Raw genomic sequence first — 21,356 nt, 5'->3', positions numbered from 1 at the left:
GCGTCTCGCTCACGGAGTCTCCCAAGGGCTGGTGTCCCTCACCGAGGGAACGGTGAACCGGTCGATGGCGACCAGGTGTTGTCCCGAGTCGAAACAGTAGCGGGTGATGACCAGCGCGCCGGGTCGCGGCTCGGTGCCCGTGGCCGGGTAGACGCAGCCCGCCGCACCGGCCGGCCGCGGTGGTTCGTGGCCGGTGGCCGCGGCTCGGACCGCCCGGTTGTCGGTGACCCCGTGCAGTTCCTCGTAGGTCATGCCGAGCCGGGGTACCGACGGCGGCGGGGTCTGCGCCGGTCGCGCGGCGTACACCAACGCGATTCCCAGGGTCATCAGCAGCCACAGCGCCAACGCCCCGAGCGCCGTGGCCCACGCCCCGGCCGTACGGCGGGCGGGCGGGGCGTGGGCCACCCCGGCGGTCACGGGCTGTGGGCCGGTGGCCGCCGGGAGGGTCCCCGCCGACGCGGCGGTGAGGCGCTGCCCGCCGCCCTCGCCCGGTGCCACCGGTACCACCGCGGCCACCTCGAACCCGCCGGACGGCGGTGTGGCGGCCTCGAAGTACCCGCCGAGCAGCTCGACCCGTTCCCGCAGACCGGTCAGGCCACGCCCGGTGCCGACAGCGGCCGCGACGGCCGAAGTGCCCGCTCGGCCCGAGGGGACACCATTGCGGACCACGACCCGTACGACCGTGTCGTCCTGGACCACCGTCACGGTGACGGGAGCAGTCCGCGCGTACCGGTGCACGTTGGTCAGTGCCTCGCGCACCACGCGGTGCACCGCTCGACGCACCGACGCGGGGCGGTCCACCAGGTCCGCGCCCGACCACTCCAGCCCGACCGCGATCCCGCCGTCCCGGGACTCGGCCACCAGCGCCTCGATGTCGGCGCGGGTGCCGGTCGCGTCGGTGAGGGTGTCGGGCCCGGTGTCCCGGCTGAGGGGGCCGAGCACACCGAGCGCCTGGCGCAGTTCCCGCATCGCGTCGCGAGTGGTACGCCGTACCAGGACGGCCTCTTCGCGCAGCTCGGGTGCGGCCTTGTCGAGGGCGAGCTCCAGCCCTCCGGCGTGCAGCGAGATGAGGCTGAGCCGGTGGCCCACCAGGTCGTGCATCTCGGCGGCGATCCGGGACCGCTCCTGAGTGCGGGCCTCGCTGTCGGCGGAGCGGCGGGCCCGCTCCGCCGCGTCACCGCGCTCGCGCAGCGCCCGCAGCAGCCGGCCCTGCTGCCCGTACACCGTCCCGGCCAGCCCGGGGACCGCGACGGCGGTGACGGCCATGACCAGGCCCATCGCCAGCCCGTACAGCGCGGATCCGGTACCGAGCCGAGGCCCGCACACCGTCGCGGCCACCACCGCGAGCAGCGCCGTGCCGCCGAGCGACCGGATGCGCCCGCGCGCCTCGCTCATCCGCCCGGCCAGTGTGTACGAGGCCGCCGCGAGCACCGGGCCCACCACGGGTGCCGCGCCGGTGAGCAGGCCGAGCGCGAGCAGCACGGCACCCGGAAACCGGTGCCGCACCAGCAGCAGAAACACACCGACCGGGATGGCCAGCAACTGGAAGCCGGGGTGCGGCGGCTCCCACTGGCTCACGGTGACCACGTACAGACCCACCGCCGCCAGTGCCACGCCCGCTGTCCCGGTCACGGGCCCGGCGAACCAGCCGGATCGCGCGGGCACACCGGGCTCCGGCCGGTCACCGGTGGGACGACGGAGGACGCGGATGAAAGGCACGTTGTTCAGTATCGGCCGCCGGATCACCACGGACATGGACCTTGCGGGCGAGGTGCGCCTCTGTCTTTCGGCAGAGATACGCCACGGGGCCATACGACCGGGCGACCATGCGGGCGAGTACGGCCTCCCGGCGGTGGCGCTGAGCGACGCAAAAATAGGGGCGGCCATCGGTCCTTGCGGCACGCCCCCCTGGACGGTGCCGCAAGGACCTGGAGGGACTGTTCGGGGCCATCCCTCCCAAGGGAGGGGGAGGAGCCGTCGAACAGCCCTGGCGGGAACGAGGACTGTCCCCTCCCTCTTCTCCGCAGCCAGCCTCCTGCGACAGCCACCCGTCACAGCAGAGGCCGTTCGGCCCTACGGCAGGGACCACAAGGCACGGCGTGACAGCCGTACGGGCCCGTGCCGACAGCGGGACGCAGCGCGCCCCCACCACCACCTCCGCGCCCGGGAAAGCCATGTCCCGGACGGACCAACTCCCGGGGATTCCACACCGCACCCGGGAAAGTCACGTCCCGGGCAATCCCTGCTCCGGGCGATCCACCCCGTCCAACGGGGCCCGTGGCCTACAGTCCAGCCAGCGGCACACGCCATACGAGCGCGGTCCCACCACCTTCGGGGATACCCAACTCCAGCTCACCGCCGAGGTGTTCGGCCCGCTCCGACATGTTGCGCAGTCCACTTCTCCGGCCACCGGGCGCGATGCCCACACCGTTGTCCGTGATCGACAGCCGCACGCTCTGCCCGTCGGCGGTCAGGACGACCTCGGCGCGGGACGCCCGGGCGTGCCGGGCGATGTTGGTGAGGGCTTCGGCCAGCACCGCCACCACCTGGTCGGCGATGTCCTTGGGCACATCGGTGTCCAGCAGCCCCTCCATCCGCACGCCGGGCGCGAACCCCAGCACCGGTGCCGCTTCACCGACGACCCGTGTGGCACGGGCGCGCAGCCCCGCCTCCGCCGTTCCGTCCCGGGTGCGCAGCCCGAAGATCGTCGACCTGATGATCTTGATGGTCTCGTCGAGGTCGTCGACCGCGCGCGCCACCCGCTCGGCGGCCTCCCCGTGCTCGATGAACCGGCCCGCGCTCTGCAGGGTCATACCGGTGGCGAACAGCCGCTGGATCGCCAGATCGTGCAGGTCGCGCGCGATGCGGTCACGGTCTTTGAGTACCGCGACCTCCTGCGCGTCCTGGCGGCGTTCGGCCAGTTCCATCGCGATGGCGGCCTGGGCGGCGAAAGCCTGGAGGGTCTCGGTCTCCGTAGGGGTGAACACCGGGCGGCAGGTCCTGCGCGCCAGCAGCACCACGCCGCGCGCCCCCGACTCGCCCGTGCCGATGGGCACGGCCACGGCCGGGCCGAGCCCAGAAAAACGCGGCGGCTCCGGCGAGATCCGCTCGTCCTGGCGGACGTCCGCGCTGGTGACCGGGGCGGCGCTGGAGAAGGCCAGCCCCATCAAACTCTTGTCCATGGGCAGCACGAGTCCCCGGTGCGCCTCGGAGTCGGTCCCGACGGCGATCTCCACCGCGAGCGCGCCGGTGTCACCCGCGGGTACCGCGACCGCGGCCAGGGCCGCACTGGTGATCTCCTTCGCCCGCTCGGCGATCAGGCCGAGGACCTCGCCGCGCCCGGCACCGGACATCAGGCGGTGGGTGACCTCCGCGTTCGCCCGCAGCCAGCGTTCCCGCAGCCGCGACTCCTCGTACAGGCGGGCGTTGTCGATCGCCACCCCGGCCGCGACGGCGAGGGTCAGGGTGACCGAGACGTCCTCCTCGTCGAACTGCGCGCCCCCGCGCTTCTCCGTCAGGTACAGATTGCCGAAGATCTGCTCACGCACCCGGATCGGGACGCCCAGGAAGGTGTTCATCGGCGGGTGGTGGGCCGGGAAGCCGTACGAGGCCGGATGCTCGGAGATCTTCGCGAGCCGCAGTGGTTCGGGGTGGCGGATCAGCTCGCCGAGGATGCCGTGGCCTTCGGGGAACGGGCCGATCCGGGTGATCTGCTCCTCGTCGATGCCCACGGTGTGGAACGCGGACAGGCTCCTGCCGTCCGGGCCGATCACCCCGAGCGCCGCGTACTCCGCGTCGACGAGCACCGCGGCGGCCTCCACGATCCCGCGCAGGGCCTGCTCCAGATCGAGCTCGCGGCCGACCGACAGCACCGCCTCCAGCAGGCTGTGCACCCGGTCGCGGGTCCCGCGCGCCGCGTCCAGGCGCGCCTGCAACTCCTCCAGCAGCTCGTCCAGCCGCAGCTGGGGCAGCGGCACGCGGGCCTCCTCGGGGCCTGCCACCTCGACGCCTCCCGGTCCCCTCGACGCACGGATCCGCACCGGTCCTCTTCCTGTGCCACGGTAGTGGCCCACCGTGCGGGGCGGCAGCGAATCCGGACGAGCCCCCGCCCCTTCCGTGGGGATCTGGCCGTTTCCCGACGGCATCACCGGATCCAACCGCCCGGAGCCGCAGGCGTGCCGCCCACCCGCGCCCCGACAGGCCGGGGCGGCGCGTGCGGGTACACCGGCCCTCATCACGGGCCCCTCGGCCCCTGCCACCGGACACGGCCGATACGGCAGCTTTGAGCGATGCGCCGAGGCCAAGGGGGACTTCGCCCTCTTCGTGCAACGGCCCGGACGGCCCGGACGCGACATCGGGACGAGGGAGGAAGGAAGTGGGTGACATGGCCCGCGTGATCGGTGAGGTGATGACCCGCGATGTCGTCGAAGCGCATCGCGAGACACCGTTCAAGGACGTGGTACGACTGCTGGACCAGCACCGCATCAGCGGGCTGCCCGTCGTGGACGACGACGACAAGGTCATTGGAGTGATATCCGAGACGGATCTGATCCACCACCGGATCGTCCGCCCGGTACGACTCGCGGCACGGCGCTTCTCCCTGTCCCCTCTGCGCCTCTCCACCCGCCGCGCCGCCGCCGTTCCCCACACCCGCACGGCCCAGGAGCTGATGTCGAGCCCGGCGGTCACGGTGCATCCGGAACAGCGGATAGCGGACGCCGCGCGGGTCATGGAGCGCCACGGTGTCGAACGCCTTCCCGTCGTCGACGAGGAGGACCGGCTCATCGGCATCGCCACTCGTCGCGACCTGCTGCGGATCTTCCTGCGCACGGACGACGAAATCCGTCGGGAGGTCCTTGGCACTGCCGTGGCCCGGCTGCCGCGGGTGTCGGCCCGTGGTGTGGCCGTCTCCGTCCGGGACGGCGTGGTCGCGCTCCAAGGGGCCGTGGAGCAGCGCACCGACATCCTCCTGGCCGTCCGGCTCACCTACCGGGTGGACGGCGTGGCCGGCGTGGTCAACGGATTGAACATCCGCGCGACCCCGGGGTCGGCCGGTCCTCCGTCGAGCCAGGCGGAACCTGGGGACGGGCATCACTGACCAGGGAGGCCACTGGTACAGCCGCCGGCGACAGGGGCGCGGCGGCCCTCCTGCGCCGCCCCGACTCCGCCGCCCCGGCGCGGCACACTGCCTTCGTATACGTGGACATCAGTCGGCAGGCCCCCGAGGGGACCGAACAGCCCCAGTTTCAGGGGCTGTTCGGTTCCGGGAGATCCGCGAGTGTCCATGGCGCGAGGTCCGCCCGTCAGGCCACCGCGGCGGCTGTCTGGTCGTGGGCCGTCCCGCCGAGCACCACCTTGAGACCACTCCCACCTCGTACGAGGTACGGCCGGATCCGGAACCTCCTGCCGGGCGGAGCGCCCCGCACCGTCGAAGGCGCAGCCCTTTCAGAACTGGCGGTTCCGCGGCTCGCGGGACCTCTCGGACCGTCCGACAGGGACCGAACAGCCCTTTGCCCGCACGTATGGAACAGCTTTGCTCACCTCATGGACGACAACCACGCGAGTTCCCTGCCGCACCGCGCTCAGCGTGTCATCGGCGCGGCCACCGTCGTGCCCCTCCAAGGCGAGATAGACGTGCTCACAGCAGTGCCGCTCACGGCCCGCCTGGACGCACTCACCGCGGACGCGTGCCCCGATCTGCTGCTCGACCTGCGGTCCGTGTCCTTCATCGACTGCGCCGGGCTCGGCGTCCTGTGCCGGGCTCGCAACCGTGCGCGGGCACGGCACGGCCGGGTGCGGCTGGTCACCGACAGCGCCCACTTCGGGCGGATCCTGCGTTGCACAGGGCTGACAGGTGTCTTCGAGGTGCTCCCGGAGTGGCCCGAGGACCCGGCGGCGCCGGTGGTCGCCGAACTGCCCGCCCTGTCGGCGGACTGAAGCCGCGCCGGACCTCGGGGACGTCGGCGTCCCCCGGTCACCGGGCCGCCGGCTCCGGCACCACCAGGCGCCGCACGAGCGGCGCCTGGTGCCTGCGGGGAGGATGTCGGGGCGACCCAGTACGCCCGCCTATGGGCCGGGGCGGTCAGGCGTTCCAGGTCCACTCGGTGATCTCGGGCAGGTCGGTACCGTGTTCGCGGATCCATGCCTGGTGGCGGGTGCGGGCGTCGGCCATCTGCTGGCGTACGGCGGCGGCGCGCACGGCGAGGCCGGGCACCCGGTCGATGACGTCCATGACCAGCCGGAAGCGGTCCAGGTCATTGCGCACGACCATGTCGAACGGGGTGGTCGTGGTACCGGACTCCTTGTAGCCGCGCACGTGCAGGTTGCGGTGACCGGTGCGACGGTAGGCGAGCCGGTGGACCAGCCAGGGATAGCCGTGATAGGCGAAGATCACCGGCTTGTCGGCGGTGAAGAGCCCGTCGTACTCGAAGTCGCTCATCCCGTGCGGGTGTTCCTCGCGCGGCAGCAGCCGCGTCATGTCGACCACGTTGACCACCCGGACGCCGAGCTCCGGCAGGTGGCGGCGGAGCAACTGCGCCGCGGCCAGCGTCTCCTGAGTGGGCACGTCACCGGCGCACGCCAGGACCACGTCCGGCTCACCGCCCGTCTCCGTGCCCGCCCACTCCCAGATCCCCGCACCCCTGGCGCAGTGCGCGCGGGCCTGGTCCATGCTCAGCCAGTCGAAACAGGGCTGCTTTCCCGCCACGATCACATTGACGTAGTCCCGGCTGCGCAGCACGTGGTCGGCGACCGACAGCAGCGTGTTGGCGTCCGGTGGCAGGTAGACCCGGACGACCTCGGGGCTCTTGTTCAGCACGTGGTCGACGAAGCCGGGGTCCTGGTGGGAGAAGCCGTTGTGGTCCTGGCGCCACACATGGGAAGTGAGCAGGTAGTTGAGCGAGGCGATCGGGGCGCGCCACGGCAGGTCCCGCGCTGTCTTCAGCCACTTGATGTGCTGGTTGACCATGGAGTCGACGATGTGCACGAACGCCTCGTAGCAGGAGAAGACCCCATGGCGACCCGTCAGGAGATACCCCTCCAGCCAGCCCTGGCAGGTGTGCTCCGACAGGATCTCCAGCACCCGGCCGTGCCGTTCCAGGTGTTCGTCGACCGGCAGACGCTCGGCCTGCCACGCCTTGCCGCTGACGCCGAACACGGCCTGCAGCCGGTTCGAGGCGGTCTCGTCCGGTCCGACCAGCCGGAAGTCGCGGCGCTCGCCGGTGTCCTGCATCACCCGGGCCAGGAGGTCTCCGAGCACGCGGGTCGGCTCGTGGAGGGTCGTGCCGGGCTTGTCGACGGGCACGGCGAAGTCGTCGAGCGGAGGAAGGGGCAGTGCGCGCAGGAGGAGTCCGCCGTTGGCGTACGGGGTGGCACCGAGCCGGTGCGTACCCTCGGGGACGACGGCCAGGACATCGGGCACCGGCCGGCCGTCGGTACCGAAGAGCTCCTCGGGCCGGTACGAGCGCAGCCACGCCTCCAGCTGCGCCAGGTGCTCCGGGTTCTCGCGCACCCCGGCCAGCGGGACCTGGTGGGCGCGCCAGGTGCCCTCCACGGGAAGGCCGTCCACTTCGGCCGGTCCGGTCCAGCCCTTGGGCGTACGCAGGACGATCACCGGCCAGTGCACGCGCTCGCGGACCCCTTCCTCGCGGGCGGTCCGCTGCATCAGCGCGATCCGGTCCAGCGCCTCGTCCATCGCCGCCGCCATGTCCCGGTGGACCCGGGCCGGATCGTCGCCGGTGACGTGGAGCGGCTCGTGGCCGTAGCCGCGCAGCAGCGCGTCGAGCTCGGCCTCGGGCAGCCGGGACAGGACGGTCGGGTTGGCGATCTTGTAGCCGTTGAGGTGCAGGATCGGCAGCACCGCGCCGTCGTGGACCGGATCCAGGAACTTGTTCGCATGCCAAGAGGCCGCCAGCGGGCCCGTCTCCGCCTCCCCGTCGCCGATCACGCAGGCGACCAGCAGGCCGGGGTTGTCGAAGGCGGCTCCGTACGCGTGGGAGAGGGAGTAGCCGAGCTCGCCGCCCTCGTGGATCGAGCCCGGCGTCTCCGGCGCCACGTGGCTGGGCACCCCGCCGGGGAAGGAGAACCGCCGGAACAGCCGCGTCATCCCCGCCCCGTCGCGCGACACGTCCGGATAGGTCTCGCTGTAGCTCCCTTCCAGCCAGGAGTTGGCGAGCACCGAGGGCCCGCCGTGTCCCGGGCCCCAGACGCACAGGGCGGCCAGCCCACGCGCCTTGACCACCCGGTTGAGGTGTGTGTACACGAGGTTCAGGCCCGGGGAGGTGCCCCAGTGCCCCAGCAGCCTCGGCTTGATGTGCTCGGGCCTGAGCGGCTCGGTGAGCAGCGGATTCGACATCAGGTAGATCTGGCCCGCGGCAAGGTAGTTGGCGGCGCGCCAGTGCGCGTCCAGGGTGCGCAGCTCGTCGTCGGAAAGTACGGTGGCGTCCTGGTGTTCGACCTTGGACATGGGTGGGACTCCGGAAGTCGTCGGGGCAGGTCATCGGGTGGTGGAGGCGGCATGGCCGACAAGAGTGCGGCGGCTCTGCCGCGCAAGGTGTACGAGCGGGAACTGCTGCGCCTGCAGACGGAGTTGGTGAAGCTGCAGGAGTGGGTGCGGGCGACGGGCGCCCGTGTGGTGGTGGTCTTCGAGGGGCGGGACGCGGCCGGCAAGGGCGGCACGATCAAGCGGGTCGCCGAGCACCTCAACCCGCGGGTCGCGCGGATCGTGGCGCTGCCCAAGCCGACCGAGCGCGAGCGCACCCAGTGGTACTTCCAGCGGTACGTCGAGCATCTGCCGGCCGCCGGGGAGATCGTGCTCTTCGACCGGTCCTGGTACAACCGGGCCGGGGTCGAGCACGTCATGGGATTCTGCACCCAGGAGGAGTACCAGCGCTTCCTGCGCCAGTGCCCGATCTTCGAGCGGATGCTGGTCGAGGACGGGATCCTGCTGCGCAAGTACTGGTTCTCGGTGAGCGACACCGAGCAGCAGGAACGCTTCCGGCGCCGGCTGGAGGACCCGCTGCGGCGCTGGAAGCTCTCCCCGATGGACCTGGAGTCCATCACGCGCTGGGAGGCGTACTCCCGGGCCAAGGACGACATGCTGGTCCACACCGACATCGCCGAGGCGCCCTGGTCCGTCGTGGAGAGCGACGACAAACGGCGCGCCCGGCTGAACACCATCGCCCATCTGCTCGCCTCCGTCCCCTACGAGGAACCCGCGCCGCAGGTGCTGCGGCTGCCGCGACGGCCGCCGTCGACCGGGTACGAGCGCCCGCCGCGCGATCTGCAGCACTACGTGCCCGACCACTCCGCGAGCCTGTGAACGGCCGGTCGCCCGCGCGGGAGCCGTTCGGCGACCGCCGCGAGGAGACCGGCCGACTCCGGCGCCAGCGGTCACGCGCACGCCACGTGCCCGTCCGGCCGCCTCCCTCACCGGGTGTCCGCCAGAGCGGGCATCAGCCATGGGACGACCGCGGCGGGTGCGGGGCTGCGGTGCGGGATGGACGAGGGTCGGCGACCATCCCGTAGGCGTAGGAAGCGGCCGGAAACCAGCCCTGCACGATCCGCACGGAGGTCCCGCGGCGCCGGGCGGCGTCGAACTCGACCCCGGGGTGACGTTACGGAGCATGATCTCCACCTCCTGCGTGCGGCCGATCCGACTCCACAGTCGTCGGCGCGGGCTCCTGGGGGCAGGGGTCCACTGGTCCCCTGGAGAGGCCGACAGTCCCGGTGGGCCGGGCGCCCGCGGACCTCGGGCCTCACGGGAACGCCGCGTCGCCCTCGTACGGGGTGAGGAGGTCCTGGGCGAGGGCGCGTGCTGACCCCGCTCACGCGCCGCGCGATCCGCCGGGAGGTCGGCTTCCTCCCGCCGAGTTGGGCCTGTCGGCCCTAGTGCATTCGGTCCGGGCACGTGATGATCGGCACGAGGGGAAGCCCGCTGCCAGTCCTCCACGCGGAACGAGGGGTCGCCATGCCAGAGCCACGCACGTTCACGGAGCAGAACCCGATCCGGGTGTTTCTGCTGGACGACCACGAGGTCGTCCGCCGCGGCCTGGCCGACCTGCTCGACGCCGAGCCCGACATCCGGGTGGTCGGCGACGCCGGTACCGTCGACCACGCACTCGCCCGCGGCCCGGCGCTGCGCCCCGACGTGGCCGTCCTGGACGTGCGCCTGCCGGACGGCAACGGCATCTCGGTCTGCAGGGACCTGCGCGACCAGATGCCGGAGCTGGCCTGCCTGATGCTGACCTCGTTCGACGACGAGGAGGCTCTGCTCGACGCGATCATGGCCGGCGCGGCCGGGTACGTCCTCAAGCAGATCAAGGGGTCCGACCTGGTTTCGGCGGTACGGACCGTGGCCTCGGGCCAGTCGATGCTCGACCCCGCCACCACCGCACGTCTGATGCGCACCTTGCGGGCGGACCCCGCGCAGAGCCCCGCCGTACCGTCCGAGCTCGCGAGCCTGTCCCCGCGCGAGCGGGACATCCTCGCCCTGATCGGTGACGGACTCACCAACCGCGAGATCGGCAAGAAGCTCTACCTGTCGGAGAAGACCGTCAAGAACCACATCTCACGCCTGCTCGCCAAGCTGGGCGTGCAACGCCGGGTCCAGGCCGCGGTGCTCGCCTCCCACCTGGACCAACTCGACCGGAACCAGCGCCCGACGGTATGACCGGTGCGGGGCCGGGTTGCCGAACAGCGCGCCTGTGCAACCCAGTTGCCGACCTCGATGGCGCGCGCTGTGCGGTCCGCGTCCAAATCGGACGGCCGGTCCGCACAGCCCGGCACGGGGTTCGCTACTGCTGGTGCCACCGGTCGTACTGGTCGGAGGGGTCGCAGACCGTAGTCTGGACGAGAGTGCCGTTGCGCACGCTGGGCGTGGACAGGCAGTATCCGCTCGCCACGTTCTGCCAGACGTCGTACCAGCCCGAGGGCGGCCCGTTGGGGTTGTCCGCGTAGAAGACCCGCCACTGCTGAGCCGTGTCCGCCGCGTTGCAGAAGGCCACGGTGGCTGTTCCCGGCCCCGAGGCAGGTGCGCTGATACACCCTCCCGTGCGCTGGTTGGTGAAGGTGAACAGGCCGGTCTGGGTGTTGAACCCTTCGAGCCACTTCTGCTCGGAGCCACCACTGCACGACCACATCTGGAGCTTCGCGGCATTCTCGGTGGCGTTGTCGAGACAATGACTCGAATTCCAGACGTTGATCGGGGTGAACCCCGCCGCCTGCGCTGGTCCGGCGGTCGTACCCAGCACCAAAACCGCGAGCGCGGCGGTGACGAGCGCGAACAGGCCCCGCCGTCGGCGCGCGGCTCCGCTCCGGTTCCCTCGTTCGAAGATCACTGTCCGCTCCTTCCGGGTCGTCGCGGATTCCCAGGGAAAGACGTGTTCCACTCGGCTCGGGCGGCGGTGGGCCACCCCGGTCGACGCAGGACGTCACGCTACTCAGAACCGAAGGAGGCCGACAGCGTCCGGGCGCGCGGACCGGGGTTTGGACGAGGTTGGGTCTACGAAACCCCACGGCGTGTACCACGGCCTCTCCCACGGGCCCCGGCTCACCCCTGCGGCACCACAGCCGCCGGGCTCGGCACATGACGGATGAGGGAGGTCAGGACGTGGCCCCCCGCAACGACGGCAGGAACTGGTCGTAGAAGTCCGTCTTGAGTTTCAACGAGCGCTCTTCCATCTCCCTGAAGCCGTCGAATGACGCTTCGCGGGCCAGCAGTTCGCTCAGGCGGCTGCCCAGTCGATCCGCATGCGTGGTGGAGAGCAGGGAGACCCGAGCAAGAGGGTTGGCCTTCGCGTCGTGCGCGTAGTGCGGGTAGTAGAAGCGGGAACGGTTCTCGCCGCCCCGGGTCAGCACCGGGCCCATGCGTTCCCACAGCCGTCCGTACTCGACGGAGACGAGGATCTCGCCCCAGAAACGCAGAAGCGTCAGCATGCGCACGTCGGCGTCCGCCTCGCCCCCCGCCCCGGCGATCGTTTCGAGGGAGTCCAGGATGACCTTCCGGGTGGTCGCCGACGGCTTCGACGTCACGATGGTGCGCTGGGAGATGCCCAGTTGCCGCAGGTCCTCGGTCATGTCCTCGCGGTGCGAGCGGGTGTGACCGTGGCTGTCCGGGTACTCCTCGCGCAGAATGACCCGCGCGATCCGCAGGCCCACCTCGTCGCTCAGGAGGTCGATCGCCAGGTCGTAGCAAGGCGTGAAAGCGAGCGAGACGAAACGGCGTTGCAGCAGTATCTCCGCGAAGGCGTCGTCCGGCAGAAGCCCGATGTTGCGGAGCACCGGGTGGGTGCCCAACCGTTCGACCAGCTCGTCCTCGAAGGCGTCGAGCCGGTCGAGCCCGCCCTCGGTACCGGGTTCGCCGACCACTCCCGCCCGGGTCACCGTCGGTGCCCCGTCGCGTCCGTCGGTTCCGTCTCGTTCTTCTTGTGGCGGCATGGCGGTGTTCTCGCTTTCCCGGGTCACAGGTTGATCCTTCCGACCGAGCCGCGCCAATCGCGCAGATCCACGGCACAGCCGATGCTCCAGAGCGTGTCCACTTCCCGTTGCACTTCTCTGCCGAGGACGGTGGCACCCCCCTCGATCTCCATCTGCGTGGAGCGGATCGCCAGCTGTCCGTGCAGGAACGAACTCACCAGGTAGTGCTCGTCGGCCTTGTAAACGGCGATCGACGGCAGTGAGTTGTACACCCGCACTTCGAGCCGGGCCCGGTCCTCGTGCCCGGCGTCGTCGACGAGCGAGGCGAGCGTGGACAGGCACTGCTCTATGTTGGCCCTCACATCACCGTCACGTGCGGGATCCCGCACCGTACGCAGGGCCTCGCTGCGCAGCCCCGCCACCGGCGACGAGGGGTGCAGCAGTAACACGCGCACGCGCACCTGCCGCTCCAGCAGGGCCTTGCGCAGTCCGCGGTCGAACTCGTCGAGGTTCGGTATCCACGTTTGCAGGATGCACACGTCACGCATGGCGCCGTCCACCAGCGTGGCGAACCGTTCCTCGGGGAACCGCTCGTGGACGCGGACCACACCGGCGTAGTGCTGTTGGCTCAACTGGTGCGCGAGGGTGTCGATGTCCAGCCGCGACAGCTGGGCGTGCACGTCGTCGAGCACCTTGAGCCGGTCGAACTCAAGGAGCAGGAAGAGCGTGACCGTGCTCAGGATGACGAGGGTGACCTTGGGCAGGGTGCTTCCCGGTGCCAACCTGTCGAGCCAGCCCAGCAGATCGGCGGGCACGATGGCGATGCCCGCCCCCGCCATCACGGCTAACGAAATCCGCTCGGCCCGATAACGCATACCGCCCCGCATCCCCCGCCCCCGCCTGCCGTCCGGCACCGTTGGCCACGATGCTAGCGGGGAGGCGGAGGCCGCGGGAGCGGTTCGCACACGAGGTGAATCGCGCCTCACCCGCTGAGGGTGAGGCGCGCGGGAGCGGTCCGGTGCAGTGTGCGCCCCATCGACCACGAAGGAGGCAACGATGGACTTTCCGCTCCTGAACGCGTTCCTGACCATGCTGTGGTTCTTCTTGTGGGTGATGTGGCTGGCCCTGCTGCTCCGGACGTTCGCGGACATCTTCCGCAGCTCCGACCTGGGCGGCTGGGCCAAGACCGGATGGCTGCTGTGCGTGATGTTCTTGCCGTTCCTGGGCGTGTTCGCCTATCTCGTCGCCCGGGGCGAGAAGATGAACGAACACAGTCGGCAGGCGGCACGGGAACGGGAATCCGCGCTGCGCGCCTACATTCGCGAGGCGTCCGGTGGGCCGACGGGGGACGGAGCGACGCGACTGACGCAGCTGGCCGACCTTCGGCGGGCGGGAGACCTGACCGACGAGGAGTACCAGCGGGCGAAGTCCCGGGTGCTGGCGTCCTGAAGGACCTCGCCGAAGAGACGCGTGAGGGCGTCACGAGATCCAGGTGCGGCACCGGCCGCGTCCGGCGCCGCACCTGGATCTCGTCCAGTTCCTCGGAGAACGGTTGACAGCATGTGTCACCACCCGGCGGGCGACGGTGCCCCGGGCCCGCGCGCTGCGGCTCCTGCCACCAGTGCGCGGTTCCATGGCCGCTCTCACAGCAATTGGAGTTCGCGCACCCGCCGCACTGCCGCCGTACGGCGGGTGACCGCCAGCTTCCGGTAGGCGTGCTTGAGGTGCGTCTTCACCGTGTTGACCGACAAGTGCATCGCCGCGGCGATCTCCTCGGTGGTCATCATCTGGGCCAGGTGCGCGACCACTTCGAGCTCGCGCTTGCTCAGCGCCTCCACCACCGGCGCACTCCCCTCGTCCGACACTCCGGTGGCGGCCGGGGCAGTGTGGGAGCCGCCCCGCGCAGGCACACGATGGAGCCGTGCCACCGCCTCGGCCTCGTCGAACCACGGAGCGAGCCAGGGCGCGGCCGCGGCTGCACGCAAGGACGCCAGCATCCGCAGCGCACGGTCACCTCGGCCTTCCGCCGTGCTGACAAGACTGCGGACCAGCGTATGGACGGCGCACACGAACGGCTCGGGGGAGGCTCTGAGCGCGGCCTCGGCCCTGTTCAGCTCGTCACGGGCCGCGTCCGGTCGGCCGGCGGCCACGGCGGCCCAGCCCTTGGCGGTGGAGGCCCACGCGCCGCATCCGCCCGGGCACGACCGGACCGGACCCTGTACCCGGGCCGCGAACTCCTCTGCTTCACGGAAGCGACCCCGCAGCGCCTGCAAGAGAGCGAGCCGCTCCAGGGCACCGTCCCTCAAATCAGCACTGCCTGCCGCGACGGCCGCCGCCAGTCCGGCTCTGAGCGCGGCCTCGGCCGACTTCAACCGCCCCCCGCACAGTTGCGCGCCGCCACGCTTCACCAGGATCAGGGAGCGCAACTCCGGTCGCTCAGAACGCTGTTCACGCGGGAGCCGGTCGAAAACGGCTTCCGCCTCGGTCGCCGCGGCCAGGGTGGAACGGACATCGCGGGGGCGTGACCGCGTCAGCACCACGACGGCGCGCGCCAGCCGAACTGGGCCGTCGATCCGCGCGTCCGCGCGCCCCGCGCGGGCGAGCACCCGCTCCGCATGCGCGAGTGCCGCGGCACATGTCGGCTCATCACCGCGGAAGAGAGCGGTTGCGGCACAGAGCAGCGCGGGCTCCGGTTCGAGGCAGAGCGCCGCTCGCACCACCACCTCCTGCGGCATGCGCTGGAACAGCTCCGCGGCGGACCGGTCCTCCGTCAGCCCGAGGACCTGCCCGATCGCCAAGTGCTGGACCACCATCCGGCTCGCCAGCCGCCAGTCACCGGCCGCGACCGCGTGGTGGACAGCCTCACCGACAAGGCCCTGTGAGCTGAACCAGGTGGCGGCCCGGCGGTGCACACGGGTGGTGAGGCCGGGCGCTTCGTGCTGCAGCCGTAGCCGCAGAAACGTGCGGAACATCCGGTGACTGCGGTACCACCCGTGCCCTAACGGCCGGAAGAAGGAATTCTGCTCGACCATCGAAGAGAAGTACCGACCCGTAGTCGGCCCCGCCAGGGCCGCGGCCAGTTCCGAGTTGACGCAATCGGGCACGCTCGTCACCAGCATCAGCCACCGCGCCTCGTCGGGCTGGGCCTCCAGGACTTCCTCGAACAGGTAGCTCGACACCGCCTGGTCGTCCCCCGCGAAGTGCCGCACGAACTGCTCCGGGTCCGTGTGAGCGACCATCGACAGGGCCGCGAGACGTAGTCCGGCCGCCCAGCCCTCGGTGCGCGCCCGAAGCGTCCTCACCGCCACGCGGGACACCGCGATCCCGTGCTGCCCCAGCAGTGCGGCGGTCTCGTCGTCGTCGAAGGCCAGGTCGTCCGCACGGATCTCGGTCAGTTCACCGCTGAGCCGCAGGCGGTGCAGCGGAAGTGGCGCGTCCTGACGGCAGACCACCACCAGGCGCAATCCGGATCCGGCCCGTCGCAGAAGACGGACCACATCCTCGGCCAGCGCGGAGCCGGCCGCGGGCCGGAAGTCGTCCAGGACGAGGACGACGGGCCGCTCCCGCCCGGCGAGTTCGGCCGCGAGTACGGCGAGGAAGCAGTGGTCGACCGTGCCACCCCGAGCCGAGGCGGCATCGGCCATCCGGACCCCGACGCCCGCGTGCCGCAGCGCTTCGAGCACACAGCCCCAGAAGGCGCCCGGCAGTTCATCGCCGTCGTCGCAGCAGACCCACGCCACCGGCCCCGGCGCCCGGCCCGTGTGCGCCCACAGCACGGCGAGAGCCGACTTGCCGGAGCCCGCGGGACCCGCGATCACGGACAACGGGTTGCGTACGCCTCGGGAAAGGCGCTCCACCTGGCGCGGTCGGCGAATCACCCAGGGAGGCAATTCGGGCACCGTCACCTTGGAGCGGGGTACCAGAAGGCGCCCGGGACGGGAGGCCGGGCGTAGTCGAGCAGAGTGGTCGGCCATCGCGGACACCACCTCCGTCGCTCGCGCTGTCGTGCGCAACCAGTCTGGGGCCGAGCGGAGGCGAGCGCAGCGTCCACGCGCGCCATCTCCCCCGGGTGAAGCGGGGGCCCAATACCGCCACAGCGGCTCCGCGGAACGCCGCGATCGCCCGTTCCCGCCCGCCTCCGCACCCGTACCGGGCCCGGTCGCACCGGCCACGCGACGAACGCCCGGATGCGTGCGCGGCCCCTCTCTCCGCGCCGGGGCGCGTCCCCGTACATGCAGGCCCCCCTCCACTCCCATGCGCCCCTCCACCGCGCAAAGGGATCGGGCGCCACTCCTTTGACACCGGAACCGGAAAGCCCTGGCGCAGACCAACGCGGCTGCGCACGGCGAGAATTCAGCGGCACCGGCCGGGAGATCGATATCGACGGCCGACCCCGTCTCGCGCCGACCCGACGCTCAAGATCGTCGTATCTTTTTTGCGTCGTTCTCGTCTGCTGTTCACCACTCAGTGATGCCACAATCGGCTGTACCGCAGATTGGGGGATGACAGATGACTGTGCCGTTCCGAGGAAGCGCGGCGGTGCAGCGCCTCCGGCTGCGCACGGAGCTCCGCACGGCGCGAGGAGCCGCCGGGCTCACCCAGAAAGAGGTGGCCCGTGAGATGGAGTGGTCGCCGAGCAAGCTGCTGCGGATCGAGGCGGGCGAGGTGGGAATCTCCGTCAATGATCTACGCCAGCTGCTCATCCTGTACGGGATCTCCGGCGCCGAAGAGATCAACTCGCTGCTCGACCTGGCTCGGCAGAGCCGTAAAATGCCGTTCACAGAGTACCGGGACCTTTTCGACAAGGAGTTCCTGGAATTCCTCGCGATGGAGTCGTCCGCCCATGTAACACGGACTTTCCAGCCACTGAACCTCCCTGGCCTCCTCCAGACAGAGGAGTACGCAGAGGCGGTCATCCGCATCTACTCACCACAGAGCCTGGCCTCCGAAACGGAGCGCATGGTCGAGGCACGCATGTTGCGCCAGGAAGTCCTGGAAAGAGAAGAGGCACAGTTCTTCTTCATACTCGACGAGTCGGTCATCCGACGGCAAGTGGGCGGCCCCGGCGTGATGCAGGCCCAATTGCACCGCCTGGCAGAGCTGGCCGACCATCCGAACATCAACGTGATGGTGCTCCCGTTCCATGTCGGGGCACACCGTGCGGCCGCGCATTCCTTCACGCTCTTCGAGTTCACCGAGGCGATGCCTTCATTCGTCTACGTCGAGGACCTCACGAACGCGGCCATCAGCACGGCGCCCGAGGACGCCGCACGCTACCTCGATGTCTTCTGGGAACTGGAAGAACGGACGATCAAGGGCGACGTGATACCCCAGGTGCTGCGGCGGGTCGCCGCGGGCCTCACCACGACACCGGCCGAATTCGAGCCGGACGGCAGCGAGTAGACCACCACCCACGGGTGGCCCCGTGCGCCCCGGCTCAGCCCGGGGCGCACGGAAGCACGGGCACGGCGCAAGGTCGGACAGAGAGACAGGGCAAGGCTGTGGCTCCGCGCATGCGGAGCCACAGGGGGCGTCCTCGCTGCAACGAGTGCGCCCCGGCCAACCGCCCGGGCCACCGGAGGTCGGCACAGACACAAGGGGACCGCCCGACACCGCGCGCATGCCGGATCGATGCTGGTCAGAACATCCGAGCCGACTCGGGGCAGTCATCTCCTTGTGATGGTGTCTTTCCCCTGCCGGACCTGTTAAACACCAATCTGCTACCTAGCGTGTCGCCGGATCGCAATCGGGCCAACTCCGGAACGAGAGCGCGTCCACGACGATTTCCGCGTCGACCACGGGGCGCATTCGCGTGCACCCCGCCAGTGCGCTGACCGAACGATCAAATGACGGATGATCACAGCTGGGTCCGGGAATTGATTCAGACGGGTCCGGCCGCCTGCAAACGGCCGGGCTCGAAAGCAATCCAAAGTCCCGGGCCATCAGGAGCAGGCATGTCGTCATTACCGCAAGAACCGTCCTCCCACCGGGAGCCGGCACGGATACCCAGGCTCCCCCGAGCGAACGCCATAGCCGCGATCACCGTATCCGTCGCCTCACTCGTGGCGGCGATTCTCGTCCTCTGGCTCGTCCCCGACGAAGCGGGACGGGCCATTGCCGGCACGGTGGCCACGGCGGGACTTTCCCTGGCCGGACGGCTGGGCGCCCCGCACCGCTGATACGAGGAAGGCGAGGGCTTGCGTGCCGCGTTCCGAACACCGCCCGCAAGCCCTCGCCTTCGGACGGCGAGCCGGAAACATCAAGTCCAGGGCCGTCCCGGCGCGCCCGTGTAGCTCAGAACCGCCGAGTCCGTTCTTCGGCGACGGCGCTGGTGAGGAAGAACTCCCAGGTGCTGGGCGCGAAATGAAGGTGTGCGCGTTCCGGTTCCTTGGAATCGCGCACCAACACCGCACGGCCCGTCCATGCCACTTCCACACACTGGTTTCCGGCGCCGTCACTCCACGACGCCTTTCTCCATGTCCAGCAGTCCTTCACGCCAGCCCTTTCCAACGGGGAATCCCCCGGGGTCCAGGCCATGGCTGAACCTGCTCCCTCGAATCCAGGGGACTCAGGATGGCCAGAACCCTACAGCACTCGGGACACCGCGCCGCGCAGCTGACACCGAGGGCCCCGCTTCCCCAATTGCCCTGTCGAATAAGGTGATTACGAACCCCGGCAGATCACTCGGGACACGTGGCGCACACACCGGTCGCCGGGCCGGCCCGTTCCCGTGTTCAGCCGGGCAGTATCAGTACGAACGCCGTGTGCCCGGGACGACTGCTCACATGGACGGTGCCGCCGTGGGCCCCGATCACGGCCCGGACGATCGCGAGCCCCAGCCCCGTACCGCCGGTACTGCGCGCACGTGCCTGGTCGGCGCGGACGAAGCGGGTGAAGACCTCCGGCTGGAGCTCCTCGGGAATGCCCGGTCCGTTGTCACTGACCGTCAGCCGCGTACAGGTGCCGTCCCGGGTGAGGGCGACGGTCACCTCGGTGCCGGGCGGCGTGTGCGTCCGGGCGTTGGCCAGGAGGTTGCCGACGGCCTGGTGGAGGCGGTGGGCGTCACCGCTGACCATGACCGGCTGCTCCGGGAGGTCCAGCAGCCATTGGTGCTCCGGGCCCGCCACGCGTGCGTCGTCAGTGGCGTTCAGGACCAGCAGGGTCAGGTCGACCCGCTCGTGCTCCAGGGGCCGTCCCGCGTCGAGTCGGGCGAGCAGGAGCAGATCGTCGACAAGCCGGGTCATGCGGCGTGACTCGGACTCGACGCGCTCCAGCGCGTGGCGGACCGCGCCGGGTACGGGGCCGGGATGGCGCAGGGCGAGTTCGGCGTGGCCGCGGATGTTGGCGACGGGCGTGCGCAGTTCGTGGCTGGCGTCGGCCGCGAAGTGCCGCAGGCGCTCCTCGCTGGCATGGCGCCGGAGCAGAGCGTCTTCGACGTGTCCGAGCATGTGGTTGAGAGCGGTGCCGACCTGGCCCACCTCGGTGCGGGGATCGGTGTCCGCCAGGGGCCGCGGCATGGCGACCTCACCGTTCGCCAGCGGCAACCGCGCGACGCCCGCCGCCTGGGCGGTGACGCGCTGCAGGGGACGCAGGGAGATCCGTACCCACACCGCGCCCGCGACACCGGTGGCGACGAGAGCCACGCCGAACACCAGGGCCTCGACGGCTTCGAGACGGTGGAGCGTCTCCTCCACGGGGTGCAGCGGCAGACCTGTGAGCAGGATGTCCCCGTCGTCCCCCCTGGTCGCGACCACACGGTAGGCGCCCAGCGCGGACAGGCGGACCCGGTGGCCCCGCCCGTCGACCGCGACGCCGAGCAGTGCGCGGCGGTCCTCGCGCGTGAGCGGTACGGGGCGGTCGGTGGCATCGTCGACCACGGCCGCCCGGGTGACGGAGCCGTTCAGCAGGCGGGCGCCGAAGGTGGCTTCGGCCTGGCCCCTGGTGTCGGGGCGGTTGTCGGCGTCCGGGGTGGACTCGTGCTCCAGACTCGCGGCGAACCGGCCGCCGGACGCGACGAGTTGCTCGTCCAGCCGCCCCATCAGGAAGCCCTTGAGGGCGAGGACGGTGGTGACCCCGACGGCGGCGCACGCGAGGGCGAGGAGCAGGAGGAGCCCGGCGGTCAGCTGGCAGCGCAGGGTGCGCGGCCACGGCCGTCTCATGATGCCCCGGGCTTGAGGACGTAGCCGACCCCGCGGACGGTGTGGATCATCGGCGCGCGTCCCGCGTCGATCTTCTTGCGGAGATAGCTGATGTAGAGCTCGACGATATGGGCCCGGCCGCCGAAGTCGTAGGCCCACACCCGGTCGAGGATCTGCTCCTTGGACAGCACCCGGCGTGGATTGCGCATGAGGAAGCGCAGGAGCTCGAACTCGGTACGCGACAGCTCCACGACCGCCCCCGCCCGCCTCACCTCCCGGGCCTCCTCGTCCATCGTCAGGTCGCCCACCGCCAGCCGGTCCGCGTCCGACTCAGCGGTCATTCCGGCCCGGCGCAGCAGGCCGCGCAGCCGGGCCAGGACCTCTTCGAGGCTGTAGGGCTTGGTCACGTAGTCGTCCCCGCCTGCGGTGATCCCCGCGATGCGGTCCTCGACCGCGTCGCGTGCGGTCAGGAACAGCACGCACACGCGCTGCGCGTCGCGGCGCAGGGCGCGCAGCACGTGCAGCCCGTCGAGGTCGGGCAGCATCCAGTCCAGGACGACCGCGTCGGGCTGGAAGTCGCGTGCCACGGCGAGCGCGGACGCCCCGTCGGCCGCGGTGCGCACCCGCCAGCCCTCTGCGGCCAGGACCCCCGCCAGGACGTCGGTGACGTCGAGTTCGTCATCGACGACCAGGACCCGTACGGGCTCTCCGTCGGGACGGTGCAGGGCAGGTGGTCTACGGCGCTCTTCCATGATTCGTCCAGCATCCCTCCCCCACGGCCCCGCACACGGCCCCGGCACCTCA

16 protein-coding genes are annotated in these 21,356 nt (G+C 70.9%); 6 read left to right on the top strand and 10 right to left on the bottom strand.

Going from position 1 to position 21,356, the window contains the following annotated elements:
• Window positions 1-9 precede the first annotated feature (9 nt).
• Both AB5J87_RS34485 and AB5J87_RS34480 read right to left on the bottom strand, forming a co-directional pair.
• Window positions 10-1,665, bottom strand: a complete 1,656-nt coding sequence (locus AB5J87_RS34485) for a sensor histidine kinase (RefSeq protein ID WP_369382665.1) — start codon at window positions 1,663-1,665, stop codon at window positions 10-12.
• 617 nt (window positions 1,666-2,282) lie between these two features.
• Window positions 2,283-4,001, bottom strand: coding sequence for a GAF domain-containing protein (locus AB5J87_RS34480; RefSeq protein WP_369382664.1), 1,719 nt, complete (start codon window positions 3,999-4,001; stop codon window positions 2,283-2,285).
• Between the two features lie 383 nt (window positions 4,002-4,384).
• On the opposite strand from AB5J87_RS34480, the gene AB5J87_RS34475 reads away from it, so the two are divergent.
• On the top strand, window positions 4,385-5,098 hold the full coding sequence (locus AB5J87_RS34475) for a CBS domain-containing protein (RefSeq protein WP_369382663.1): 714 nt from the start codon (window positions 4,385-4,387) through the stop codon (window positions 5,096-5,098).
• A 446-nt stretch (window positions 5,099-5,544) separates the two neighbouring features.
• A complete protein-coding gene (locus AB5J87_RS34470) occupies window positions 5,545-5,937 on the top strand; it encodes an STAS domain-containing protein (protein ID WP_369382662.1) in 393 nt (130 codons plus the stop codon).
• Window positions 5,938-6,082: 145 nt separating this feature from the next.
• Here AB5J87_RS34470 and AB5J87_RS34465 read toward each other — a convergent pair whose 3' ends face one another.
• On the bottom strand, window positions 6,083-8,464 hold the full coding sequence (locus AB5J87_RS34465) for a phosphoketolase (RefSeq protein WP_369382661.1): 2,382 nt from the start codon (window positions 8,462-8,464) through the stop codon (window positions 6,083-6,085).
• A 51-nt stretch (window positions 8,465-8,515) separates the two neighbouring features.
• Here AB5J87_RS34465 and ppk2 point away from each other — a divergent pair, with 51 nt between their 5' ends.
• Both ppk2 and AB5J87_RS34455 read left to right on the top strand, forming a co-directional pair.
• On the top strand, window positions 8,516-9,319 hold the full coding sequence (gene ppk2, locus AB5J87_RS34460) for a polyphosphate kinase 2 (protein WP_369382659.1): 804 nt from the start codon (window positions 8,516-8,518) through the stop codon (window positions 9,317-9,319).
• A 648-nt stretch (window positions 9,320-9,967) separates the two neighbouring features.
• Complete coding sequence (locus tag AB5J87_RS34455) at window positions 9,968-10,669, top strand: response regulator (RefSeq protein ID WP_369382658.1); 702 nt, start codon at window positions 9,968-9,970, stop codon at window positions 10,667-10,669.
• Window positions 10,670-10,793: 124 nt separating this feature from the next.
• Here the strand turns inward: AB5J87_RS34455 and AB5J87_RS34450 are convergent, their stop codons facing one another.
• From AB5J87_RS34450 to AB5J87_RS34440, 3 genes are all read right to left on the bottom strand, one after another.
• Complete coding sequence (locus AB5J87_RS34450; RefSeq protein ID WP_369382656.1) at window positions 10,794-11,336, bottom strand: RICIN domain-containing protein; 543 nt, start codon at window positions 11,334-11,336, stop codon at window positions 10,794-10,796.
• A 265-nt stretch (window positions 11,337-11,601) separates the two neighbouring features.
• On the bottom strand, window positions 11,602-12,462 hold the full coding sequence (locus tag AB5J87_RS34445) for a hypothetical protein (protein WP_369382655.1): 861 nt from the start codon (window positions 12,460-12,462) through the stop codon (window positions 11,602-11,604).
• On the bottom strand, window positions 12,459-13,253 hold the full coding sequence (locus AB5J87_RS34440; RefSeq protein ID WP_369382654.1) for a hypothetical protein: 795 nt from the start codon (window positions 13,251-13,253) through the stop codon (window positions 12,459-12,461). The genes AB5J87_RS34445 and AB5J87_RS34440 overlap by 4 nt, the downstream gene beginning before the upstream one ends.
• 217 nt (window positions 13,254-13,470) lie before the next feature.
• On the opposite strand from AB5J87_RS34440, the gene AB5J87_RS34435 reads away from it, so the two are divergent.
• Window positions 13,471-13,863, top strand: a complete 393-nt coding sequence (locus AB5J87_RS34435; RefSeq protein WP_369382652.1) for an SHOCT domain-containing protein — start codon at window positions 13,471-13,473, stop codon at window positions 13,861-13,863.
• Window positions 13,864-14,057: 194 nt separating this feature from the next.
• Here AB5J87_RS34435 and AB5J87_RS34430 read toward each other — a convergent pair whose 3' ends face one another.
• Window positions 14,058-16,058, bottom strand: coding sequence for a LuxR C-terminal-related transcriptional regulator (locus tag AB5J87_RS34430; RefSeq protein ID WP_369382651.1), 2,001 nt, complete (start codon window positions 16,056-16,058; stop codon window positions 14,058-14,060).
• Window positions 16,059-16,923: 865 nt separating this feature from the next.
• On the opposite strand from AB5J87_RS34430, the gene AB5J87_RS34425 reads away from it, so the two are divergent.
• Window positions 16,924-17,817 (top strand): helix-turn-helix domain-containing protein, encoded by an 894-nt coding sequence (locus AB5J87_RS34425; protein ID WP_369382650.1) that lies wholly within the window; start codon window positions 16,924-16,926, stop codon window positions 17,815-17,817.
• An 891-nt stretch (window positions 17,818-18,708) separates the two neighbouring features.
• Here the strand turns inward: AB5J87_RS34425 and AB5J87_RS34420 are convergent.
• From AB5J87_RS34420 to AB5J87_RS34410, 3 genes are all read right to left on the bottom strand, one after another.
• Window positions 18,709-18,951: a DUF397 domain-containing protein gene (locus AB5J87_RS34420; RefSeq protein ID WP_369382648.1), complete on the bottom strand. Its 243-nt coding sequence runs from the start codon at window positions 18,949-18,951 to the stop codon at window positions 18,709-18,711.
• Window positions 18,952-19,148: 197 nt separating this feature from the next.
• Window positions 19,149-20,573, bottom strand: coding sequence for a sensor histidine kinase (locus AB5J87_RS34415; protein ID WP_369382647.1), 1,425 nt, complete (start codon window positions 20,571-20,573; stop codon window positions 19,149-19,151).
• The gene (locus AB5J87_RS34410; protein ID WP_369382646.1) at window positions 20,570-21,304 is read right to left on the bottom strand and encodes a response regulator transcription factor; all 735 of its coding nucleotides are present in this window, start codon (window positions 21,302-21,304) and stop codon (window positions 20,570-20,572) included. The genes AB5J87_RS34415 and AB5J87_RS34410 overlap by 4 nt, the downstream gene beginning before the upstream one ends.
• Between the last annotated feature and the right edge of the window lie 52 nt (window positions 21,305-21,356).

The sequence above is a fragment of the Streptomyces sp. cg36 genome, assembly GCF_041080675.1.
GTDB lineage: Bacteria > Actinomycetota > Actinomycetes > Streptomycetales > Streptomycetaceae > Streptomyces.
Note: the sequence above shows the minus strand (reverse complement) of the source record. Positions and strands in the feature narration are given on the sequence as shown.

Bases quoted from the DNA above. Each gene is read 5' to 3' on its own strand.
- AB5J87_RS34410 (WP_369382646.1), bottom strand. From the start codon at position 21,304: ATGGAAGAGCGCCGTAGACCACCTGCCCTGCACCGTCCCGACGGAGAG.
- AB5J87_RS34465 (WP_369382661.1), bottom strand. From the start codon at position 8,464: ATGTCCAAGGTCGAACACCAGGACGCCACCGTACTTTCCGACGACGAG.
- AB5J87_RS34470 (WP_369382662.1), top strand. From the start codon at position 5,545: ATGGACGACAACCACGCGAGTTCCCTGCCGCACCGCGCTCAGCGTGTC.
- AB5J87_RS34455 (WP_369382658.1), top strand. From the start codon at position 9,968: ATGCCAGAGCCACGCACGTTCACGGAGCAGAACCCGATCCGGGTGTTT.
- AB5J87_RS34430 (WP_369382651.1), bottom strand. From the start codon at position 16,058: ATGGCCGATGCCGCCTCGGCTCGGGGTGGCACGGTCGACCACTGCTTC.
- AB5J87_RS34425 (WP_369382650.1), top strand. From the start codon at position 16,924: ATGACTGTGCCGTTCCGAGGAAGCGCGGCGGTGCAGCGCCTCCGGCTG.
- AB5J87_RS34420 (WP_369382648.1), bottom strand. From the start codon at position 18,951: ATGGCCTGGACCCCGGGGGATTCCCCGTTGGAAAGGGCTGGCGTGAAG.
- AB5J87_RS34475 (WP_369382663.1), top strand. From the start codon at position 4,385: ATGGCCCGCGTGATCGGTGAGGTGATGACCCGCGATGTCGTCGAAGCG.
- AB5J87_RS34415 (WP_369382647.1), bottom strand. From the start codon at position 20,573: ATGAGACGGCCGTGGCCGCGCACCCTGCGCTGCCAGCTGACCGCCGGG.
- AB5J87_RS34435 (WP_369382652.1), top strand. From the start codon at position 13,471: ATGGACTTTCCGCTCCTGAACGCGTTCCTGACCATGCTGTGGTTCTTC.
- ppk2 (WP_369382659.1), top strand. From the start codon at position 8,516: ATGGCCGACAAGAGTGCGGCGGCTCTGCCGCGCAAGGTGTACGAGCGG.
- AB5J87_RS34440 (WP_369382654.1), bottom strand. From the start codon at position 13,253: ATGGCGGGGGCGGGCATCGCCATCGTGCCCGCCGATCTGCTGGGCTGG.